The organism is Streptomyces sp. NPDC046379, assembly GCF_055587785.1.
Genome location: NZ_JBVJFP010000008.1, coordinates 281,630 through 299,565 on the forward strand (window position 1 = coordinate 281,630; position 17,936 = coordinate 299,565).

The window sequence follows — 17,936 nt, forward strand, 5'->3', positions numbered from 1 at the left end:
CCCGTGCTGCTCCAACGCGGGAGCGAGTGCCCGCGCCTGTCCGCCCGGACTGCCGCGGAGTGCTGCGTTGCGGCGACGTGCCGGTGCCGCAGTACCGGGCGACCGTCACGCGGTGGCTTCCGGAGCCCTCTCGCTCATCACCTCGTCCCACGCTCGCCTCACGGTCCGGGCCGGGTCGGCGTCCTGCTGGAGGGAGGGCAGGGTCAGGTGCCACCAGTCGGTGAGCCGGTGGGTGATGCTCTGCGGGCCCTCCAGGGCTTCCGTGAGGGTGCAGACACCGAAGAAGGCGCGGACCAGGGTGCGGGCGGTGGGCGCGGGACGCACGCGATGCGTCAGCTGGCCGGCGGTGCGGGCCTGGGCCAGTAAACGCGTGGTGGCGGTGGTCCACACGGCGAAGGGATCGGGGAGCGGGGCGTCGATGGTGTCCCGTTCGGCCCACAGGCGTGCGCCGGCGCGCGTGAGCGTGTCCTCGGCGAGGGCGCGGCCGATCTCGTAGCTGAGGACGACGAGGCGTTCCAGGGGCGGCACGGCGGGGTTCGCGTACCGTGCGGCGAGGCCGGACCAGGTGGCGAAGCGGTCCCGGACGACCGCGAGGGCGAGCCCTTCCTTGCTGGCGTAGTGGAAGTAGACGGAGCCGCTGGTCCGACCGGACCTCGCGCTCACGTCGTTGACACTGGTCGCGGCGTAGCCCTGCTCGGCGAAGAGGCAGGCGGCTGCCTCCAGAAGGGATCTGCGAGTCGCCTTCGCCCGTTCCTGCAACGTGCCGTCCACCTTCGTTCAGCATTCCTCGGACGACCGAGAATGTATTGCGCCCGCGTACGCCGGAGGCAATTGGCGAGTTCTGCGCGCTGTAACTGCGCACTTTTTCGAAAGTGAACACCTACGGGTGTTTTCGGGGCCGATTCCGGTGTGGCTTCTGGTGTCGAACCGGCTGCCGGCCGGCCGCGGCGACGTCAACGCCCCGCTTTCCGGAGGCCGCTCAACTCGCCAGGCCCCGCGCGCGATTGGCCGACCGCGGAACGGCGGCGGATTCGCCGGAGTTCGCTGCGACTTACACCCCGCGCTCGCCTGCGTCGATCACTCGAAGTAGTGATTGAGTTATAAGGCGCGGCGAAAATAACGTAGCCGTCGTGATGTTTCCCGTTTGAGGTGGATTGCCCGGAGCGTGGGCCGTCCCTTCGTGCGGACCCCGGAGGAGACAGCTGCCCTCCGCACGTCCGACGCGGGAGCCGCAGCCCTCAGCCGTGAGCAGTCCCGCCTCGAGCGTGACCGCCCCTCCCTCCACGAGGCCGCCATGACCATGCAGGCGCATTCCCTTCTCGACTGGTCTCCCGAAGCCGCCGTGTTCGACTGCGACGGCACACTGATGGACACCGAACGCCACTGGCAGGACGCCCGCAACCGGGCTTTCGCCGCCTTCGGGCTGACACCCCCGCGCGGGTTCGCGGAGCGCGCGAAGGGAGTGCACTACACCGATTGCGGTCGGCTGATGGCCGAGGAGACGCACAAACCGGAGCTGGCCGAGGAACTCGGCAGTGCGCTGCTCGAGCACTTCCTCGCGCTCGTCGCCGACGACCCGACGACGATGCCCGGGGCGGTCGAGCTGGTGCGGCTGCTCTCCGGCCGGCTGCCGCTCGCCGTGGCCAGCAACTGCCCCCTGGAGGTGGTGACGGGGTGCCTCGGCCGGGCGGGGCTGCTCCAGCACTTCGACCACATCGTCGTCCCCTCCGGCATGCCGCCGGACGCGGTCGGCGGCTGCCCGGGGGCGGCCGGCTCCCAGGTCGTGCGCCCCAAACCGTGGCCGGACGTGTACGCGACGGCGGCACGGCTGTGCGGAGTCCGGCCTGAGCGGGCGTTCGCCGTCGAGGACTCGCTGACGGGGGTCGAGTCGGCCCGGCGGGCGGGACTGCGCGTGGTGGGAGTGGGCGCGCGACCGACCGGGGAGGACGCCGGGGCGGCCGACCTGTGGGTGACGACACTGCGGGCGCCGGAACTGCTCGCATGGGTCAGGGCGCGGGTGCTGAAGGGGACGCAGGCGCCCGGACGGGACTGAGCGAAGGCGGTGGACGCGCTGCGGAGCGGGCCGACGGGTCGGGCCATCCGTCCGATACGGGTCGGGCGGGTGACCTGCCCGTTCCCGTCCCCGGTCAGCCGAGGTGCGGGGCCAGGTTCCGTACGACCCCGCCGGCCGAGGCGAACAGCAGGCCCACGCCGACCGCTCCCGGGTCGGGTATGCCCTCGGCCCGTTCGCCGAGGTAGCTGGAGCGGCCCATTCTCGCCCGCAGCAGGGCGGTGTCGCGCACGCCCTGCCAGGCGGCCGCCGCCGCCTCGTCCAACGCCCGGGCGGGCGGGGTGGCGGCGGGCGCGGAGCGCAGGGCGCCGGCGGCCGGGGCGAGGGCGTCGACGAGGGTCTTGTCGCCGGGGGCGGCGCCGCCGACGCGGCGGATGGCGGCGAGCCCGTCGGCGACTCCCTCCGCGAGGGCGGGCGTGGTGGCGCCGGACGCCTTCAGGGCCACGGCCAGCGACTGGAGCAGCAGTCCGAACAAGGGGCCGCTGGTGCCGCCGACCTCGTCGAGGAAGGCGCCGGCGGCGGCTTCCATGCAGGCGCTGTCGTCGGGGGAGGGGAGGGAGTCGAGGCGGGCCAGGGCGGCGGAGGCGCCGGCGGTGAGGTTGCTGCCGAAGTCGCCGTCGCCCACCTTCTGGTCCAGGGCGGTGAGCTGGTCCTCGACGGCGCGGACCGATTCGGCGAAGCGCCGCATCCAGGCGTCGGTGGACAGGGTGTCGTGGGCAGCGGTCGTCATGATGCGCCTCCCCATCTCGGTGGCCGGGCAGTGTCGGTGGCCGGGGCCGTGTCACCAGTGCAACGCGGCCGTGCGGACGGGCGCGTCGTAGTGGAGGACGTCCGCCGGGTCCGCGACGAGCAGGGTGAGCGAGAAGCCCCGCATGTCCAGGGCGGTCGCGTATTCGCCGACGAGCCGGCGCGCGACCGGGAAGCCGCGGGCTCGCAGGACCCGCGCGAGTTCCCCGTGGACCGCGTACAGCTCCAGGGGGGTGACGGCGCCGAGGCCGTTGACCAGGACGAGGAGCGCGCTGCCCGGTTCCGGGGCCAGTGCGGTGAGGAGTTCGTCGGTCATGCGCTCCACGAGACGGCCGACGGGGTCCTGTTTGGCGGTGCGCCGGGCGCGTTCCCCGTGGATGCCGACGCCGTACTCGATCTCGTCCGGCCCGAGCCGGAAGGCGGGTTCCCCGAGAGCGGGAGAGGTGTGGGCGGCGGAGGCGACGGCGAGCGTACGGCAGCGGGCGGCGAGGCGTTCGCCGAGCTGCCGGAGGTCGTCGAGCCCGGCGCCCGTGTCGGCGGCGCCGCCGAGGATCTTCTCGATGAGCACGGTGCCGCCGGTTCCCCGGCGTCCAGAGGCGATGTCGTCGCAGTCGGAGGCGAGGTCGTCGTCGACCAGGACGCGGGCGCAGGGCACGCCGCGGTGGGCGAGGCGTTCGGCCGCGATGCCGAAGTTGATGCGGTCGCCGGTGTAGTTCTTGACGATGTGCAGGACGCCCGCGGGCCGTGCCGCCGCCAGGGACGCCTCGTAGATCTGGCTGTTGTGGGGGGAGGCGAAGACCCGGCCCGGGCAGGCGGCGTCCAGCATCCCCCGGCCGACGTATCCCGCGTGCATCGGCTCGTGACCCGCGCCCCCGCCGGAGAGCAGGCCGACCCGCCGGGCGGGAGCGGCGTCCCGCGCGAGGAGGAAGCCGTGGACGGGGTCCAGGGTGACTATGTCGGCATGGGCCAGAGCGAAGCCCTTCAGCGCGTCGGGCACCAACGTGTCGCTGCTGTTCTCGAAGTACGAGGCCATTCGGTTCCTCCGTCGTCGAGGGCCGTGAAGGGCTCGGCCGACCGCTTTCCGCCGGAATGGGTTCCATGCTGTGGCCGTCGCCGACGAGCGGCAACTCGCGGTCGTGCGCCGTCGGCCCCGAGGACCGGCCCGGCTCACCGGCAACCCCCGGCGCCTACACGTTTCGATGGACGCCGAAGCGATAGGGCATCCTGGAGTCATGGATCGCCTGCCTGCCTCCCGACCGACGGACTCCCCGGCCCCCGCCGCGCGGCTCGCCGCCCTGGCCGCCGCCCTGGCCGACGAGACGCGTGCCGCCATCTGCATGACCCTCCTGGAGGGACGCGCCTGGACCGCGGGGGAGCTGGCCCGCGCCACCGGGGTCGCCCCCTCCACGGTCAGCGGCCACCTGGCACGGCTCCTCGACGCGGGAATCTGCGTGACGGAACGGCAGGGGCGGCACAGCTACGTGCGCCTCACCGATGCCGCCACCGCCCGGCTGGTGGACGACCTGGCCTCCTACGCCGTCCCGGGCCGTGATGCGCCCCACGCCGTCCCCGTGGTCGCCGCGCCGGATCCGACGGCGCGGGCCCGCACCTGCTACGACCACTTCGCGGGACGGCTGGGAATGGCGGTGACGGACGCGATGGAGCACCGGGGCCTCCTGCGCACGGAGGGGGTCTTCGAGCTGACTCGTGCCGGGCTCGACTGGTGCGAGGCGGTGGGCGTCGACGCGACCGCCACGGGGCGCAGGCCGGTGGCCGGTTCCTGCCTGGACTGGACCGAGCGCCGACGCCATCTGGGCGGCCTGGTGGGGGCGAGGCTGTGCGCACTGGCCCTGGACGAAGCCTGGGTGGTACGCCTGGACGGGGGCGGACGCGCCCTGCGGGTGACCCGGACGGGAGAGGAGGCCTTCGGTGAACTCCTGGGCCTCACTCCGCAGGCATGGAACTAGCGGGGCCCGACCGGCATACCGCCCCACCCCCCCGCATACGACCACCAAAACATTTCGGCGCTCACCGAAGTGTTCCGCTGTAGGGTTACGCGGTATGAAAACCCACCCGCGTGCCCTCGCGCCGAGCCTCGTCACCGGCGGCGCCGTCTGCTTCACCGTGTTCGCCTGGGCGTCCGCCTTCGTCTCCATCCGCAGCGCCGCGGCCGCCTATTCCCCGGGGGCACTCGCCTTGGGCAGGCTGTGCGTCGCCTCGCTGATCCTCGTCGCGTTGCTCCTCCTGCGCCGCGAAGGCATGCCCTCTCGAGGCGCCAGGAAGGGCATCCTGCTGTCGGGAATCGTATGGTTCGGCGGCTACACGGTCGCACTGAACTGGGGCGAACGCCTCGTCGACGCGGGCACTGCGTCCCTGCTCGTGAACACCGGGCCGATCCTCATGGCGCTCCTCGCTGCGCGCCTGCTGGGCGAGGCCCTGCCGCCGCGGCTGCTGACGGGCACGGCGATCTCCTTCGCCGGCGCCGTGGTCGTCGGCCTGTCGATGTCGTCCGAGAGCGGCGGCTCGACGTCGCTGCTCGGTGTGGCGCTGTGCCTGCTCGCGGCGGTGGCCTACGCGACCGGGGTGATCGCGCAGAAGCCCGCGCTCTCCCACGGGACACCGCTGCAGATCACCACCTTCAGCTGCCTCACCGGAACCGTCGCGTGCCTGCCGTTCACCGGACAACTGGTCGCCGAGGTCTCCCGGGCCCCGCTCTCCGCCACCCTCAACATGGTCTACCTGGGCGTGGTCCCCACCGCACTGGCCTTCACCACCTGGACCTACGCCCTCGCACGGACGCCGGCCGGGAAGCTCGGCGCGACCACCTACGCCGTGCCGGCCATCGTCGTCCTGATGAGCTGGATCCTCCTGGGCGAAGTCCCGGCCTGGCTGACCCTGCTGGGCGGTCTGCTGTGTCTGACCGGGGTGGCCGTCTCCCGCCACCGTCCCCGATCCCGGCAGGGCCCCGCCATACCCGCCGACGTCCCCGCATCCCGACTCGCCGACACCCCAGGGCGCTAGCACGCCGAATGGGCACCGTCACGGACAGCGCGGCATCCCGACCGGACCCGTGCCCGTCGACACCCCGCACTCGACAACGACGCCGAGCAGCCCGCCCACGAGCCGATCGCTCCCGCTCCCGACCGACCCGTCACCTCCCTGCGGACCGGACCCGACGGCAACGGCGTCGACCGGGCGAAGGCAACGTCAGCGTCTGGCGAACCGGACCCGCGCCGGCTGGACGACGTCCGGTCGCACGGTGACGCCGTCGACGGTCAGCCGCTGTCCGCAGATGTCCGTGAGCCGGACCGGGCCGCCGCAGCCGGTCCCGTCGGGGGAGAGGAAAGTAGTGCGACCCTCGTCGAGGTGGTTCAGGGCGGCCTGCAGTGCGATGGAGTCCTGCCGTACAGGCGCCGGCCGGACGGGCTGCGCCACTGCGAGCAGCCCTTGCTGCTCGCAGTGGCGCACGGCGCGCACTGAGACGCAGGCCGCTCGTGCCACTTCTCCGATGCGGATCAACCGCTCGGCCGCGGCGGGATCCCATGGTGTCGTGGCGAGTCAACGGGATCTCGTCCTGAAGAGATCAGCCGAGGAGCGCGGTCGCTTCCACCTCGACGAGAACGTCCGGCTCGAAGAGGTACTCGACGCCGATGAGGGAGGCCGGCGGCAGGGGAAGCCGGAGCCCGATCTGGTTGGCGACGGTCTCCACGCCGGCCATGAAGTCGCCGATCTTCTCCGGGCTCCACCGGGTCACGTAGAACGTCAGGCGCAGCACATCCGCGAACGACGCACCCGCGCCCGCCAGTCCGACGGAGGTGTTGCGCAGTGCCTGGGCGACCTGCCCGGCCAGATCGCCGGGTGCGACCGGCGTCCCGTCGGCCCGGCGTGCGATCTGGCCGCTGACGTGAACGTGCTTGGTCCCGGTGCCCACGGCGACGTGGTGGTAAGGGACCGGCTGCAGCATGCCTTCGGGAGTGAAGTGCTGGACAGGCATGGTGGTATCTCCTCCGCAGTAGGTATCTGTAAGGTACTTAGTGGAAGTAGGACACTTCAACGAGACCAGGTTGCGCCATGGATACCGACGACGAACTCCGCATCGATGCCCCCCACCGCGAACTGCTCGACCAGATCCTCGACAAGTGGTCGCTCAGCGTTCTCAACGAGCTCTGCGAACGCCCGTGCCGCTTCAACGAACTGCGCCGGGCCATCCCCCAGGTCACGCAGAAGTCGCTGACCGCGACGCTTCGGCGACTGGAACGCAATGGCGTGGTCGAGCGCGAGGTGGTCTCCACCCGTCCCGTGGCGGTCCGGTACCGGATCACGCCCCTCGGCAAGACTCTTCGGCACCCCATCGACGTGCTGCTGGCATGGGCCTCGCAGAACATGCCTGCCATCGAACGCGCACGTGAAGGCTTCGACACGAGAGAAGAGGCCGACCTTTGACGGGCGCCGTCGCGTTGACGCACTCGGGCGTGATCTTCGGGCTGATCACGCCGGAGAGGGCTTCGCCGGTGGAGAATGCGTCGCCGTCGTGCATGGCTTCGACGAAACCGGGCCCGGTGCCTTCGAGGAACCGCACGGCGCCCGCCCCGTCGGGAAGAGATCACACAGACGACAGACAATGGATCATCCCGTCCCGCGCTCCGGGTACCGTCAAGGTATGAGTCATCCGCACCCCGAGCTGAAAGCCCCCCCGCCTCTTCCCGACGGAGGGCTGCGTGTCATCCCTCTGGGCGGCCTGGGTGAGATCGGCCGCAACATGACCGTCTTCGAGCACGCCGGCAAGCTGCTCATCGTCGACTGCGGCGTGCTGTTCCCCGAGGAGACCCAGCCCGGCGTGGACGTCATCCTGCCGGACTTCACCTCGATCCGGGACCGGCTGCACGACATCGTGGCCGTGGTCCTCACCCACGGCCACGAAGACCACATCGGCGGCGTGCCCTATCTGCTGCGCGAGCGGTCCGACATTCCCCTCATCGGCTCGAAGCTGACCCTGGCGTTCCTGGAGGCCAAGCTCAAGGAACACGGCATCCGGCCGCGTACGGTGCGGGTGCGGGAGGGCGACCGGCGTGAATTCGGGCCCTTCGACTGCGAGTTCGTGGCGGTCAACCACTCCATCCCGGACAGCCTCGCCCTGGCGATCCGCACCCGTGCCGGGATGGTGCTGCACACCGGTGACTTCAAGATGGACCAGTTCCCCCTCGACGACCGCATCACCGATCTGCGCGCCTTCGCCCGCCTGGGCGAGGAGGGCGTGGACCTGTTCCTCACCGACTCCACCAACGCCGAAGTACCCGGCTTCACCACTTCCGAGCGTGAGCTGAATCCGGCGATCGAGCAGGTGATGCGCACCGCACCGCGCCGGGTCATCGTCTCCAGCTTCGCCAGCCACGTGCATCGCATCCAGCAGGTCCTGGACGCCGCCCACCAGCACGGGCGCAAGGTCGCCTTCGTCGGCCGGTCGATGGTCCGCAACATGGGCATCGCCCGTGACCTGGGCTATCTGAAGGTCCCGTCCGGTCTGGTCGTGAGCACCAAGGAACTGGAGAGGCTCCCGGACCACAAGGTCACTCTGGTGTGCACCGGCTCCCAGGGCGAGCCGATGGCCGCACTGTCACGGATGGCCAATCGTGACCACATGATCCGCATCGGCAAGGGGGACACCGTCCTGCTCGCCAGCTCGCTCATCCCCGGCAACGAGAACGCCATCTACCGGGTGATCAACGGACTCACCCGGTGGGGCGCGCACGTGGTCCACAAGGGCAACGCCAAGGTACACGTGTCCGGGCACGCCAGCGCCGGGGAACTCGTCTACTGCTACAACATCGTCAGACCGCGCAACGTCATGCCGGTGCACGGCGAATGGCGCCACCTGCGGGCCAACGGCGACCTGGCCATCCGTACCGGCGTCGACTCCGACCGGGTCGTCATCGCTGAGGACGGCGTCGTCGTCGACCTCGTCGACGGGCGCGCGTCCATCACCGGCAAGGTCCCTGCCGGCAACGTCTATGTCGACGGTATGGAAGTCGGCGGCGCCACCGAAGCGTCCCTCAAAGACCGTCTCACCCTCGCGGAGGAGGGCGTGGTCACGGTGGTGGCGATCGTTGATGCGGACACCGGTGCCCTCGCCGAGGCCCCCGACTTCCTGGCCCGCGGCTTCGTCCACGACGACGCCACCTTCGAGCCTGTCATCCCCGTCATCGAGAAGACTCTGGCCACCGCGGCCGAGGAAGGCGTCGGGGACGCGCACCAGCTCGAACAGCTCATCGCCCGCGCCGTGGCGAACTGGGCGTTCCGCACCCACCGACGCAAGCCCCTCATCATCCCCGTCATCATCGACGCCTGAGCCATCGCCCGGCACCACGGGGCGTACGCCCATCTGGCCAAAGGAACGCCAACGAGTTCCTCATGCCCGGCCTCCCCGCACCGGCCCGGCGAGGCGGCCGGGGAGAACGCCGTCGCCCGCCAACCGGCCCGCCGCGAAAAGCCGCACTCAACCCTCACCAAACCGCCGCGCCGAACGCCCCTTCCCTCTGGGCGATCGGTTGCAGGGAGGGGGAAAGGCACGGCGAGGCCCGGTGGGCGCGGCCCAACGGGCCGGTCAGTCGCCGGTGGAATAGGCGGCGATGACGCCCCGAGCGAAGTGCGCATCGCCGTCGTGAAGAGGGATTCCGACGGCGCCGACGGCCCAGACCGTGCGGGTGCCGGGCACGAGTTGCAGGTCGTGCAACTCGAAGTGCTGGCGCCGGTCCGTTTCGGTGATCCTTTCGGAGCGGCCGGCGACCGGCTTCGGATCCTTGATCAGGCGCTGTGTGCCGTCGGCCGCACGGTGCTGCTCGCTGCCCACCTTGCTGCCCAGAACGAGCCCGCCCGCGCCGTCTCCGGTCGCTGACACGGCGAGCTCGTTGGCACTCGCTCCAGAGCTGTCGAAGGCCTTGGGCACCTTCCGCCAGTGCGAGCCGTCCCAGTGCAGCGCGAATGCTGCGTCGTACTCCTGGAAGCCGGTCTCGCCCGTGTAACCGTGCAGACCGAATGCCCAGGCGTTGCCCGGGGAGAGGGCGACAACCTCGGTCAGCTTGGCCTTTTCGTCCGGCTTCGGCTTGGGGGAGTGGTATTCGGGTGTCGTGACCTGGCGCCACTTCTCCCCGTCGAAGTGCACGATCGCGGGTTGGCGGGCATGGCGGACATCCCTGTCCGACGGGTCCTCGCCTTCGTCGCCGACCGCCCAGACGTCGTCCGGACCGCTTGCGGACAGCCGGCCGACGTAGTCGGTGGGCAGTGGATGTCCGGTCCATCGTGTGCCGTCCCAGTGGTGGGCGAGGGGACGGTCCGACGAGGCGTCCAGTGCCCAGACGTCGTCGGGTGCCAGGACGGCTACGTCCCGCGTGTAGAAGTCGACTGTGGTCCTGCGCCACTGGCGGCCGTCCCAGCGCAGCGCTCCCGGCCCTCCGCCCCGGCCGACGTCACCGAACAGCCACACATTTCTTGGACCCGAGGCCTCCAGCTGGGCGCCCGCGAGAGTCCCGCCCTCAGAACGCAATGGCCTCGGCACCCCGGCACGTCGCCAGGTGGCGCCATTGCGGTGCAGGAGGAAGCCGGCCTCAGAGCCGTCTTTTCGCTTCTCCGTGCTCAGGGCCCAGCCCTCGTCCTCTGCGACGGCGGCTATGTCGACGACTCTCGCATCGCGGGACACACTGACGTAGTCGAGCCGCCACCGCCCGGCATCCGCGCCTGCGCTGTCGCATCCGGTCGCCATCGGCAACAGGGCTGTCGCCACCAGTGCCAACACCGCGCGGTGGGTGACAAAGGTTCTGCTACCGCGCCGGATCTCCGGTGTTCTCGAGAACATGTCGAGAATGTAAGAACCCCGCTCCGGGACGGGTCCCAAGCGCCCCGGGCGGTGTCCGGCCAGGCGTCTGGGGGTCGGCCCGTCACCGGCTGGTGTTCGTCGACCGGCTGGTGGCCACGCTGACCTGTCTGTGAGACGAGGCTCTTGACCGGCAGCACGCGGCGTGACGGGCCTGGGTGATGTCTTGACCTGGAGCACCTCGCGATCGGTGGTGCCGCTCTCGCGAAGCAGGGCGGCGATCCGGCTGCACCACCCGCCTCGGCGTCACCGCCTGCCCCGGGACCGCGATCTACAGCAGCGGCTGACAAGCCACCCGCGTCTCCGTGCCCGGCCGACACCACCGGGCACGGAGTCACTCCTGTGCCGGCCCGGCGGCGGCGTACCGTACGAGCTCCGCGAACCGTTCGCCGCCCGTGGCTCGGTACCGGAGGAGTGACCGTCCCCGGCCGGCACCCCGACGTGCGGGAGGGCAGCATCCTGGTCGACCGCGGTCCCGGAGGACCGTACGTCAGCGCGCCATCGACGCCGAACGCGGCCAGTCGCGGCACCAGCACCGGTGCCCCCACTCGCCGCGACGCTCGACACCTGGTCCGGCCGACGGCGACGGCCGACCGAGCCCGCGCAGTCGCCGTACCGACGGGAGGGATCAGTGCCCGTGCAGATGCACCGGAAGCCGCTGGTGACCGTTGCTGATCAGGGACGCCACCGGCTCGAGTTCGTCCGCGGGCACCGCGAGCCGGATGTCGGGGAAGCGCTCGAAGAGGCTCTCGAGCGCGAGCGCGACCTCGAGACGGGCGAGCGGCGCGCCCAGGCAGAAGTGGACGCCGTGGCCGAACGCGAGATGGTCCTTGACCGTACGCCCCGCGTCGAAGGTGTCGGCGTCGTCGTGCCAGCCGGGATGGCGGTTGGCGGCGGCGTAGGAGGCGAGGATCGCCTCACCGCGCGCGATGGTCTGCCCGTCGGGCAGCGGGATGTCCGTGACGGCGAACCGCAACGGCAGGTGCTTCACGGCGGGTTCGTGGCGCAGCGTCTCCTCGACGACGTCCTCCCAGCCGACGGACCCCGTGCGGACCAGCTCCAGCTGGTCGGGGTGGGTCAGCAGCGTGAACACGGCCTGGTCGATGACGTTGACCGTGGTCTCGTACCCGGCGCTGATCATCAGCAGCAGGGTGTCGCGCAGCTCGTCGGGGGTGAGGCGGGAGCCGTCGCTCTCGTCGTCCCGGGCGGCGATGAGCAGGGACGTCATGTCGTCACCGGGGGCCCTGCGCTTGACGGCTATCAGCTCGTCCAGCACCCCGTACAGGCGCACGGCGTTGTCCTGGGCCTCCGCCGGGCTCAGCGTGGTGTCGAAGACGCCGTCCACCAGGACGCGGAAGTCGTCCCGCCGGTTCTCGGGCACGCCCATGAGGTGGCCGATCACCCCGATGGGCAGCGGATAGGCCAGTTCCTGACGCAGATCGACCGGCTCGTTCGCGGGCAGGCCCGCGAGGCGGTCGACGAGCCCGTTCACCATCTCCTCGACGGCGGGCCGCATGCCGGCTATGCGGCGGGAGCTGAAGGCCGGTGCCACGAGTCGGCGCAGCTTGCGGTGCTGGGGCCCGTACGCGGTGAACATGTTCTCCACCGCGACCCACAGGGCGAGCGGCCAGGTGCTGACCGCCTGCTCGAAGCCGGGCCAGTGCGCGCGGGCGTCCTTGGAGACGTCGGGGCTGGTGAGCAGCTGTTTGAGCAGGACCGGGTCGGACACCGACCAGGCTTCCACACCGAGTACGTCCACCCGGGTGGCCGGGCCGCGCTCCCGCAGGGCGCGCTGCTCGGCGTGGTGGTCGGCGCCGGTGGGATCGAGGACGAGCGGGGGCTGCTGGGCCATGACCGGGCTCCTTAGCGTGCGGCAGGGAATATGACGGGCAGGGCTTCCAGGGCGCGGTGGAACGGGCCGGGCCGCCACGTGAGTTCGGCGGCGGGGCGGGCGAGGTCCGTCTCGGGCAGTGCGTCGAGGAGATGGGTGATGGCGGTCTCGGCGATGAGATAGGCGTGGGAGCGGGCGGGACAGGTGTGCGGGCCGGTGCTCCACGCCAGATGGGCGCGGTTCCCGGTGAGGCGGCCCTCGGGCACGCCTTCGGTGAGCGCGGGGTCGTTGTTGGCGGCCGCCATGGAGATCACGACCGGCTGGTCGGCCGGCAGCAGATACCCGTCCACGTCGATCGGATAGGGCGGGTACGAGATGCAGTAGTTCGCCATGGGCGGGTCCGTGTACAGGACGGCGTCGAGGGCGTCGCGCACCGTGGACAGCCCGGCGTGCAGGTCGGCCGAGAACTCCTCGTCGGTGAGGATCTTCAGAATGGTGTTGCTGATCAGGTTCGTCAGCGGCTCGATCCCGGCACCGTAGAGCGTGACGAGCTGATGGCTCATCTCCTCGTCGCTCAGCCGGGCGGGATGGGCGATCAGCCGCGAGGTGATGTCGTCGCCGGGGTGCTGCCGGCGCAGGGTCACGAGGTCGAGGACGGCCTGTCCGAGGATCTGGTTGCCGCGTTCGGCGTCCGTGGTCTCGAAGACCCTCGCCATGCCGTCGGCGATGCGCCGGCCGATCTCGTCCGGGCAGCCGAGCAGCGCGCTCAGGACGCGGAAGGCGATCGGGAAGGAGTACTGGGTGAGGAGATCGGCCTCGCCCGTGGTGCGGAAGTCGGCGATGGCGCCGGAGGCGACCTTCTCGACGAGGGCCCGCAGCTCGTGCTGGTCGATCCGGTCGATGGCGGCGGTGTTCGCGGCACGGTAGCGGGCGTGCTCGGCACCGCCGGAACGCAGCGCGTTGGGACGCCACTCCATCATCGGCCGTACCGGGCAGGACGTGGGGATCAGCTTCTCCCAGGCCCGCGGATCGGCGGGGAAGTGCAGCGGGTCGTTGAGGATGCGGCGGGCCTGGTAGTAGCCGATCACCAGGGTCGCGGGAACCCCGGGCGCGAGATCCACGGGGACCAGAGGACCGTAGGTGCCGCGCATGCGCCGGTAACTGGCGTGCGGGTCGGAGGCGAACTCCGGCGCGTACAGGGCGATCCTGTCCGGTGGACTCGTCGGCACGGTCTCAGCGGAGGGCATCGTCATCGGCGGAACTCCAGGGGATCGGCTGAGCGGCGTTCGGAGAGGTACTCGGTGAGCGCGATCAGGGCGCGCAGCGACGACGTGCGGTCGCGGGCGTCGCAGACCGTCAGGGGCGTGAGGGAGTCGAGGGCGAGAGCCTGGCGCAGCTCGCCCTCGGAGTAACTCGGGGCCCCGGGGAAGGTGTTGATCGCGACCGCGTACGGCACGCCACCGCTCTCCAACAGGCCGAGCGCGTCGTGGGAGGCGTCGAGGTTGCGGGTGTCGGCCAGGACGAGACAGCCGAGGGCGCCCTCGGCCAGGTCCTCCCACAAGGGCTGGAACCGTGTCTGCCCGGGCAGCCCGAACAGGTACAGCGCGATCCGGCCGCCGGCCATGTGGATGCGGCCGAAGTCCATCGCCACGGTGGTGGTCGTCTTGTGCGGAGTCCCGCGCAGATCGTCCACGCCGACGCTGGCCTGCGTGATGGGCTCCTCCATCCGCAGCGGCCTCACTTCCGAGACACTGCCGATGAGTGTCGTCTTGCCGACGCCGAAGCCACCCGCGACCACGATCTTGGCCGACCGTGTCACCGATGACGGGACGTAGGTGACGGGTGGGTCAGACCATGGCGCGTAGTCCACGGAGTACCTCCTGAAGCAGGTCGGAGTCGGGCTGGTGGTCGGTCGCGGCGACCGGGCTGGACAGGTGGCCGGAGTCCATCAGCGAGGAGACGAGAATGCGTACCGTCGAGGGCGGCAGCTCCAGCCCGGCGGCGATGTCGGCCACGGCCAGGCCGCCCCGCGCGCCGGCGAACAGCCGCATCACGCGGCGGGCGTCCGGACCGAGGCCGTCCGTGGGCCCGGTCGCGGCGATGACCACGCTCTCCAGGCGCACGTCGGCACGGGCGCGGACCTGTCCGCCGGTCCGGACGTAGGGCCTGACCATGTCGGGGTCACGCCGCGGCCCCGTCATGCCGGCGAGCCGCCTTCCACGGCCGACCGACGGTCCGCAGTGGCCATTTCGTGCCCTACGCGGGTGGCCAGCCGCACCATGTGGTGCGAGATCAGCCCGACGTCGGCGTCGGGCCCGGTGGTGCACACCGACAGCATGGTGTTCTTCGCGGCGGTGGTCGTCAATCCGATGCAGCCGACCGACTCGATCAGCAGCTGCCGCATGCCCTGGCCGCCGGTGAACTCGTCCCAGGCCTTGCCCGCCGCCCGCAGCGCCGCCGTCAGCGCGGCGAACTTCTCCCCGTCGTCCTGGCCGATCGTCTCGGTACGGGCCTTCAGCAGGCCGTCGCTGCTCATCAGCACGGCGTAGCGGACGCCTTCAACAGTGCCGAGTTCCTGGTCGAGCAGCCAGCCCAGGCTGTTGGAATGTGTGTCTCGCACGATCAGTGTCCTTCGTCGTGTGGGGCGTCGTGTCCGGTGAAGGTCTGAGAGGCCGGGGCGGACTCGTCCTCCCGGCCGCGGCGCGTTCCCCGGGCCCAGGCGGCGGCGACGGCGGGACGGCCGGGTTCGGCGGCGGGTTCGGCGGCGCGGCGGGGCGCGCTGGAGGTCGCCGGGCGCCGGCGGACGGTCAGCCCGCTCGGCGTGGTCGCCGCCGAGGTGGCGGGCGGTTCGGGTTCCGCGGCGGAGGCGGACGGCACCGGAACGGCGGCGGGTGTGCCCGCCGCCGGGGTGGTGAGCAGGTTCTTCGGAAGTACGAGCATGGCCCGGGTGCCCTGGTAGATGTTCGGCGCGGTCAGCTCGACGCGGAAGCCGTAGTCCTCGGCCAGCAGGGACGCCACGCGCAGTCCCGTCTGGGGGTGGGCTCCCAGGCGGGTGATGTCGTCGCGCTGCTTGCCGGACATCACGTCGCTGGCCCACATCAGGCGCTCGTCGTCCATGCGCAGTCCGGCGTCGTCCACGATCAGGAAGCTGGCGTGGTGGCCCTGTTCGAGCGAGACGTGGACGCTGGCGGCCGGCGGGGAGTAGCGCAGCGCGTTGTCGAGCAGCACGGCAAGGGCGTGTACGACGGCCTCCACCGCCCGGCCCTCGACCGCGACGGAGCCCATCTCGGGGTGCTTGATCCGCTCGTAGCCCTCGATCCGGCCCATCGCCGCCTGTACGACGTCGGTGAGCGTCGTGGCCGGCCAGCGCCGTGAGAGCTTGTCACCGGCGAGCACGGCGTACCCCGACGCGGTGAGCAGCATCTGCTGGGTGAGGTGGTCGATCTCGACGAGCGTCGCGTACGCCTCGTCCGACACGTGCCGGCGCACACCGTGGCTCACGGTCCTGCCGAGCTTCGCCGCCCGCGCCACCACGTTGTTGGCGAAGCCCCGGACGGCGGCCCGGGCCACGCCCACGGACTCGTGCCGGACCTGCGCGATCTGCCGTTCGGCGTCCATCCGGAGCTGCTCGGCGGCCTGGGCGGCCGCCGCCCGTTCCTGCGCCCGCACCTCGCCCACCGCCGAGGTCACGGCCTGGGGGAGGGCGCGCAGGTGCTCGGCGAGTGGAGTGCCCTCGAGGTGGGGCGGCACCATGAGGTCGCTCCGGCGCCGGTGACCGTCCTGTCCGGCGTTCACGGCGGCCGGGACGACCGTGGCCGCGAGCTGCCCCACGCACTGCTCGGCCGCCAGGAGCTGCCGGGTGAGCCGGTCGGCATGTTCGCGCAGGCGTTCGGCCTGGTGGAGGGCCTGGTCGCGCTTGCGCCGGAAGTGCCAGGCGGCCCCGACACCGGCCAGCGCCGGCAAAGCGGTGACGGTCATTATCAGTTCAGTCATCAGGTCCTCACGGATCGGGGAAGCCGTCTGGGTGCGGGGGACGGCTCGTGGGCCGCGCCGGCCCTCCGGCACGGCGGCCCTCGACGGGCCGCGCACCGGCTTGAGCGGGCACGGCGAAGGGCCTCAACAAGCCAGAAGAAGAAGGCATCCCCCGGACCACGGCGAACGGACGCGACGGCGGCCCTCGGTGCCCCTGCGCGGCACTGCCCGGGATCGTGTCCCCGTCGGGTCCCTCCGTGTCGAGGACTCATCGATGCGGACAACGGTGAGAGCGCGCGACATGAATCTCCTGGAACAGACGTGGGCGTGCGACGAGCAGGGGAGGACGGCCCACGGGCAGCACGAGGCAGCACGGATCGCGCCGTGGCCGCCCTGGAATCGTGGGTCCGCAGGGGCGTTCGGCAAGGGACCATACCGCTAGCGCTCACGTGTTGTGGCAGCTCGGTGACCGTGCAGCGCGATCACCCGGGGGATTCGGGCGAAAAGTGCGCGGTTGCTGGGCAACGCGCCTTGACCGAAAAGGAGTTCACCCTTCAGGGCGGTGACCTGATAGACAGGCTGCCCCGTGATCACCGATCACGGGGCAGCTGCGCGGAAGCCGAGGTGCGTCATGCCGAGGCGACGCCCGGCCAGGAGTTGTCCCGCGACACGGGAGCGCCGCGTACCACGGCGCCTCCCACTCATGAAGTCGCGGTAGCGGCGGCTCTCCTCGTACGGGCCCTGACAGAACACTGAGCAGGAGTGCGTCTTGACGGCGCGGGCAGGTCGCCGATGTCCCTGCCCGGTCACTGGGCACTCTTCCGTCGGCCGCGCACGCGGCGGACGCCACCGATCATTGACCCGTGCTTGCCGCAAGCGTGCTCACGACGTGGCGAAATCAGCCTTCGGCGGCGGCCACCAGCTTGCGCACGTTCTCGACGTTTCCGCAGCCGGACTCCAGATACTGCGCTCGCGCCTTCTGGAACGCCTGCCCCAGCTCGGCGCGACGGTCTTCGCTGACGTGCTCCCGTGCGTCGTTGAGCAGGGTGCGCTCTTCCTCGTCCGCGTGGTGGTTGACCGCCGTGACCAGCTCCTCCAGCTTCTCCTCCCACTGCTCGGAGGACGTGTCCTCCACCTCCAGCAGCGCGAGCAGCGCTTCGTTGGCCTCGTGGTGCTCGTGGACGCTGTGGTCGACATCGTCGCCGTCGACGTTCTTGTAGCGCCGCAGGGCGGGGTATACCTCGTCCTCCTCGGCCGAGGCGTGTGCGATGAGCAGATCCGCGAACTCCTCCAGTGCGGCGGCACGATCCGCCTCGGCATTCCGCATCGTACGGAAGAGATCCTCCATACGGCGGTGGTCGTGCAGGATGAGTTCGACGACATCGGTGGGCGGCACAGGGACTCTCCTTTGCGACGGTGTTTCCGGTTTCGCGGATACCCGGGTTTGC

Annotated in this window: 18 protein-coding genes; 5 read left to right on the forward strand and 13 right to left on the reverse strand. The window is 71.1% G+C overall.

Annotated features, from left to right (window positions below):
• Nucleotides 1–105: 105 nt before the first annotated feature.
• A complete protein-coding gene (locus ACZ6KF_RS16930) occupies nt 106–771 on the reverse strand; it encodes a ScbR family autoregulator-binding transcription factor (RefSeq protein WP_356628780.1) in 666 nt (221 codons plus the stop codon).
• A gap of 523 nt (nt 772–1,294) precedes the next feature.
• Here ACZ6KF_RS16930 and ACZ6KF_RS16935 point away from each other — a divergent pair.
• Complete coding sequence (locus tag ACZ6KF_RS16935) at nt 1,295–2,053, forward strand: HAD family hydrolase (protein WP_469159335.1); 759 nt, start codon at nt 1,295–1,297, stop codon at nt 2,051–2,053.
• 94 nt (nt 2,054–2,147) lie between these two features.
• Here ACZ6KF_RS16935 and dhaL read toward each other — a convergent pair whose 3' ends face one another.
• Nucleotides 2,148–2,801, reverse strand: coding sequence for a dihydroxyacetone kinase subunit DhaL (gene dhaL, locus ACZ6KF_RS16940; protein ID WP_469239055.1), 654 nt, complete (start codon nt 2,799–2,801; stop codon nt 2,148–2,150).
• A gap of 51 nt (nt 2,802–2,852) precedes the next feature.
• Nucleotides 2,853–3,851, reverse strand: coding sequence for a dihydroxyacetone kinase subunit DhaK (locus ACZ6KF_RS16945; protein WP_356628784.1), 999 nt, complete (start codon nt 3,849–3,851; stop codon nt 2,853–2,855).
• 199 nt (nt 3,852–4,050) lie between these two features.
• Between ACZ6KF_RS16945 and ACZ6KF_RS16950 the strand changes: the two genes are divergently transcribed.
• Complete coding sequence (locus tag ACZ6KF_RS16950) at nt 4,051–4,785, forward strand: ArsR/SmtB family transcription factor (protein WP_469239057.1); 735 nt, start codon at nt 4,051–4,053, stop codon at nt 4,783–4,785.
• A 94-nt stretch (nt 4,786–4,879) separates the two neighbouring features.
• Entirely contained in the window at nt 4,880–5,839 is a 960-nt protein-coding gene (locus ACZ6KF_RS16955; protein WP_469159187.1) for a DMT family transporter, read from the forward strand.
• 186 nt (nt 5,840–6,025) lie between these two features.
• Here ACZ6KF_RS16955 and ACZ6KF_RS16960 read toward each other — a convergent pair whose 3' ends face one another.
• Both ACZ6KF_RS16960 and ACZ6KF_RS16965 read right to left on the reverse strand, forming a co-directional pair.
• Nucleotides 6,026–6,286: a hypothetical protein gene (locus ACZ6KF_RS16960; RefSeq protein ID WP_469239058.1), complete on the reverse strand. Its 261-nt coding sequence runs from the start codon at nt 6,284–6,286 to the stop codon at nt 6,026–6,028.
• Nucleotides 6,287–6,401: 115 nt separating this feature from the next.
• The gene (locus ACZ6KF_RS16965; protein WP_469159185.1) at nt 6,402–6,812 is read right to left on the reverse strand and encodes a RidA family protein; all 411 of its coding nucleotides are present in this window, start codon (nt 6,810–6,812) and stop codon (nt 6,402–6,404) included.
• 77 nt (nt 6,813–6,889) lie between these two features.
• Between ACZ6KF_RS16965 and ACZ6KF_RS16970 the strand changes: the two genes are divergently transcribed.
• Together ACZ6KF_RS16970 and ACZ6KF_RS16975 are read left to right on the forward strand one after the other, a co-directional pair.
• Nucleotides 6,890–7,261 (forward strand): winged helix-turn-helix transcriptional regulator, encoded by a 372-nt coding sequence (locus tag ACZ6KF_RS16970; RefSeq protein WP_356628792.1) that lies wholly within the window; start codon nt 6,890–6,892, stop codon nt 7,259–7,261.
• Nucleotides 7,262–7,478: 217 nt separating this feature from the next.
• Nucleotides 7,479–9,164: a ribonuclease J gene (locus ACZ6KF_RS16975; RefSeq protein WP_356628794.1), complete on the forward strand. Its 1,686-nt coding sequence runs from the start codon at nt 7,479–7,481 to the stop codon at nt 9,162–9,164.
• A 255-nt stretch (nt 9,165–9,419) separates the two neighbouring features.
• Here the strand turns inward: ACZ6KF_RS16975 and ACZ6KF_RS16980 are convergent, their stop codons facing one another.
• The 8 genes from ACZ6KF_RS16980 to ACZ6KF_RS17015 all read right to left on the reverse strand — a co-directional run bounded on the left by ACZ6KF_RS16980 (nt 9,420) and on the right by ACZ6KF_RS17015 (nt 17,884).
• Nucleotides 9,420–10,706, reverse strand: coding sequence for a hypothetical protein (locus ACZ6KF_RS16980; protein WP_469239060.1), 1,287 nt, complete (start codon nt 10,704–10,706; stop codon nt 9,420–9,422).
• 607 nt (nt 10,707–11,313) lie between these two features.
• On the reverse strand, nt 11,314–12,537 hold the full coding sequence (locus ACZ6KF_RS16985; RefSeq protein WP_469239062.1) for a cytochrome P450 family protein: 1,224 nt from the start codon (nt 12,535–12,537) through the stop codon (nt 11,314–11,316).
• Nucleotides 12,538–12,548: 11 nt separating this feature from the next.
• Nucleotides 12,549–13,769, reverse strand: coding sequence for a cytochrome P450 (locus tag ACZ6KF_RS16990; protein WP_469177038.1), 1,221 nt, complete (start codon nt 13,767–13,769; stop codon nt 12,549–12,551).
• Nucleotides 13,766–14,386: a GTP-binding protein gene (locus ACZ6KF_RS16995; protein ID WP_356628802.1), complete on the reverse strand. Its 621-nt coding sequence runs from the start codon at nt 14,384–14,386 to the stop codon at nt 13,766–13,768. The genes ACZ6KF_RS16990 and ACZ6KF_RS16995 overlap by 4 nt, the downstream gene beginning before the upstream one ends.
• Complete coding sequence (locus ACZ6KF_RS17000) at nt 14,364–14,717, reverse strand: DUF742 domain-containing protein (protein ID WP_356628804.1); 354 nt, start codon at nt 14,715–14,717, stop codon at nt 14,364–14,366. Before ACZ6KF_RS17000 ends, ACZ6KF_RS16995 begins: the two co-directional genes overlap by 23 nt.
• Nucleotides 14,714–15,136: a roadblock/LC7 domain-containing protein gene (locus ACZ6KF_RS17005; RefSeq protein WP_356628806.1), complete on the reverse strand. Its 423-nt coding sequence runs from the start codon at nt 15,134–15,136 to the stop codon at nt 14,714–14,716. The genes ACZ6KF_RS17000 and ACZ6KF_RS17005 overlap by 4 nt, the downstream gene beginning before the upstream one ends.
• A gap of 2 nt (nt 15,137–15,138) precedes the next feature.
• Nucleotides 15,139–16,509 carry an ATP-binding protein gene (locus ACZ6KF_RS17010; protein WP_469160920.1) on the reverse strand — a complete coding sequence of 457 codons (1,371 nt, stop codon included), beginning with the start codon at nt 16,507–16,509 and terminating at the stop codon, nt 15,139–15,141.
• Between the two features lie 877 nt (nt 16,510–17,386).
• The gene (locus tag ACZ6KF_RS17015; RefSeq protein ID WP_356628810.1) at nt 17,387–17,884 is read right to left on the reverse strand and encodes a hemerythrin domain-containing protein; all 498 of its coding nucleotides are present in this window, start codon (nt 17,882–17,884) and stop codon (nt 17,387–17,389) included.
• Nucleotides 17,885–17,936 lie beyond the last annotated feature (52 nt).

What these genes read in the sequence shown, in the direction of transcription:
- ACZ6KF_RS17010 (WP_469160920.1), bottom strand. Translation starts at nt 16,509, where the DNA reads ATGACTGAACTGATAATGACCGTCACCGCTTTGCCGGCGCTGGCCGGT.
- ACZ6KF_RS16955 (WP_469159187.1), top strand. Translation starts at nt 4,880, where the DNA reads ATGAAAACCCACCCGCGTGCCCTCGCGCCGAGCCTCGTCACCGGCGGC.
- ACZ6KF_RS16965 (WP_469159185.1), bottom strand. Translation starts at nt 6,812, where the DNA reads ATGCCTGTCCAGCACTTCACTCCCGAAGGCATGCTGCAGCCGGTCCCT.
- ACZ6KF_RS16935 (WP_469159335.1), top strand. Translation starts at nt 1,295, where the DNA reads ATGACCATGCAGGCGCATTCCCTTCTCGACTGGTCTCCCGAAGCCGCC.
- ACZ6KF_RS17000 (WP_356628804.1), bottom strand. Translation starts at nt 14,717, where the DNA reads ATGACGGGGCCGCGGCGTGACCCCGACATGGTCAGGCCCTACGTCCGG.
- ACZ6KF_RS16975 (WP_356628794.1), top strand. Translation starts at nt 7,479, where the DNA reads ATGAGTCATCCGCACCCCGAGCTGAAAGCCCCCCCGCCTCTTCCCGAC.
- dhaL (WP_469239055.1), bottom strand. Translation starts at nt 2,801, where the DNA reads ATGACGACCGCTGCCCACGACACCCTGTCCACCGACGCCTGGATGCGG.
- ACZ6KF_RS16945 (WP_356628784.1), bottom strand. Translation starts at nt 3,851, where the DNA reads ATGGCCTCGTACTTCGAGAACAGCAGCGACACGTTGGTGCCCGACGCG.
- ACZ6KF_RS16990 (WP_469177038.1), bottom strand. Translation starts at nt 13,769, where the DNA reads ATGACGATGCCCTCCGCTGAGACCGTGCCGACGAGTCCACCGGACAGG.
- ACZ6KF_RS16970 (WP_356628792.1), top strand. Translation starts at nt 6,890, where the DNA reads ATGGATACCGACGACGAACTCCGCATCGATGCCCCCCACCGCGAACTG.
- ACZ6KF_RS16950 (WP_469239057.1), top strand. Translation starts at nt 4,051, where the DNA reads ATGGATCGCCTGCCTGCCTCCCGACCGACGGACTCCCCGGCCCCCGCC.
- ACZ6KF_RS16985 (WP_469239062.1), bottom strand. Translation starts at nt 12,537, where the DNA reads ATGGCCCAGCAGCCCCCGCTCGTCCTCGATCCCACCGGCGCCGACCAC.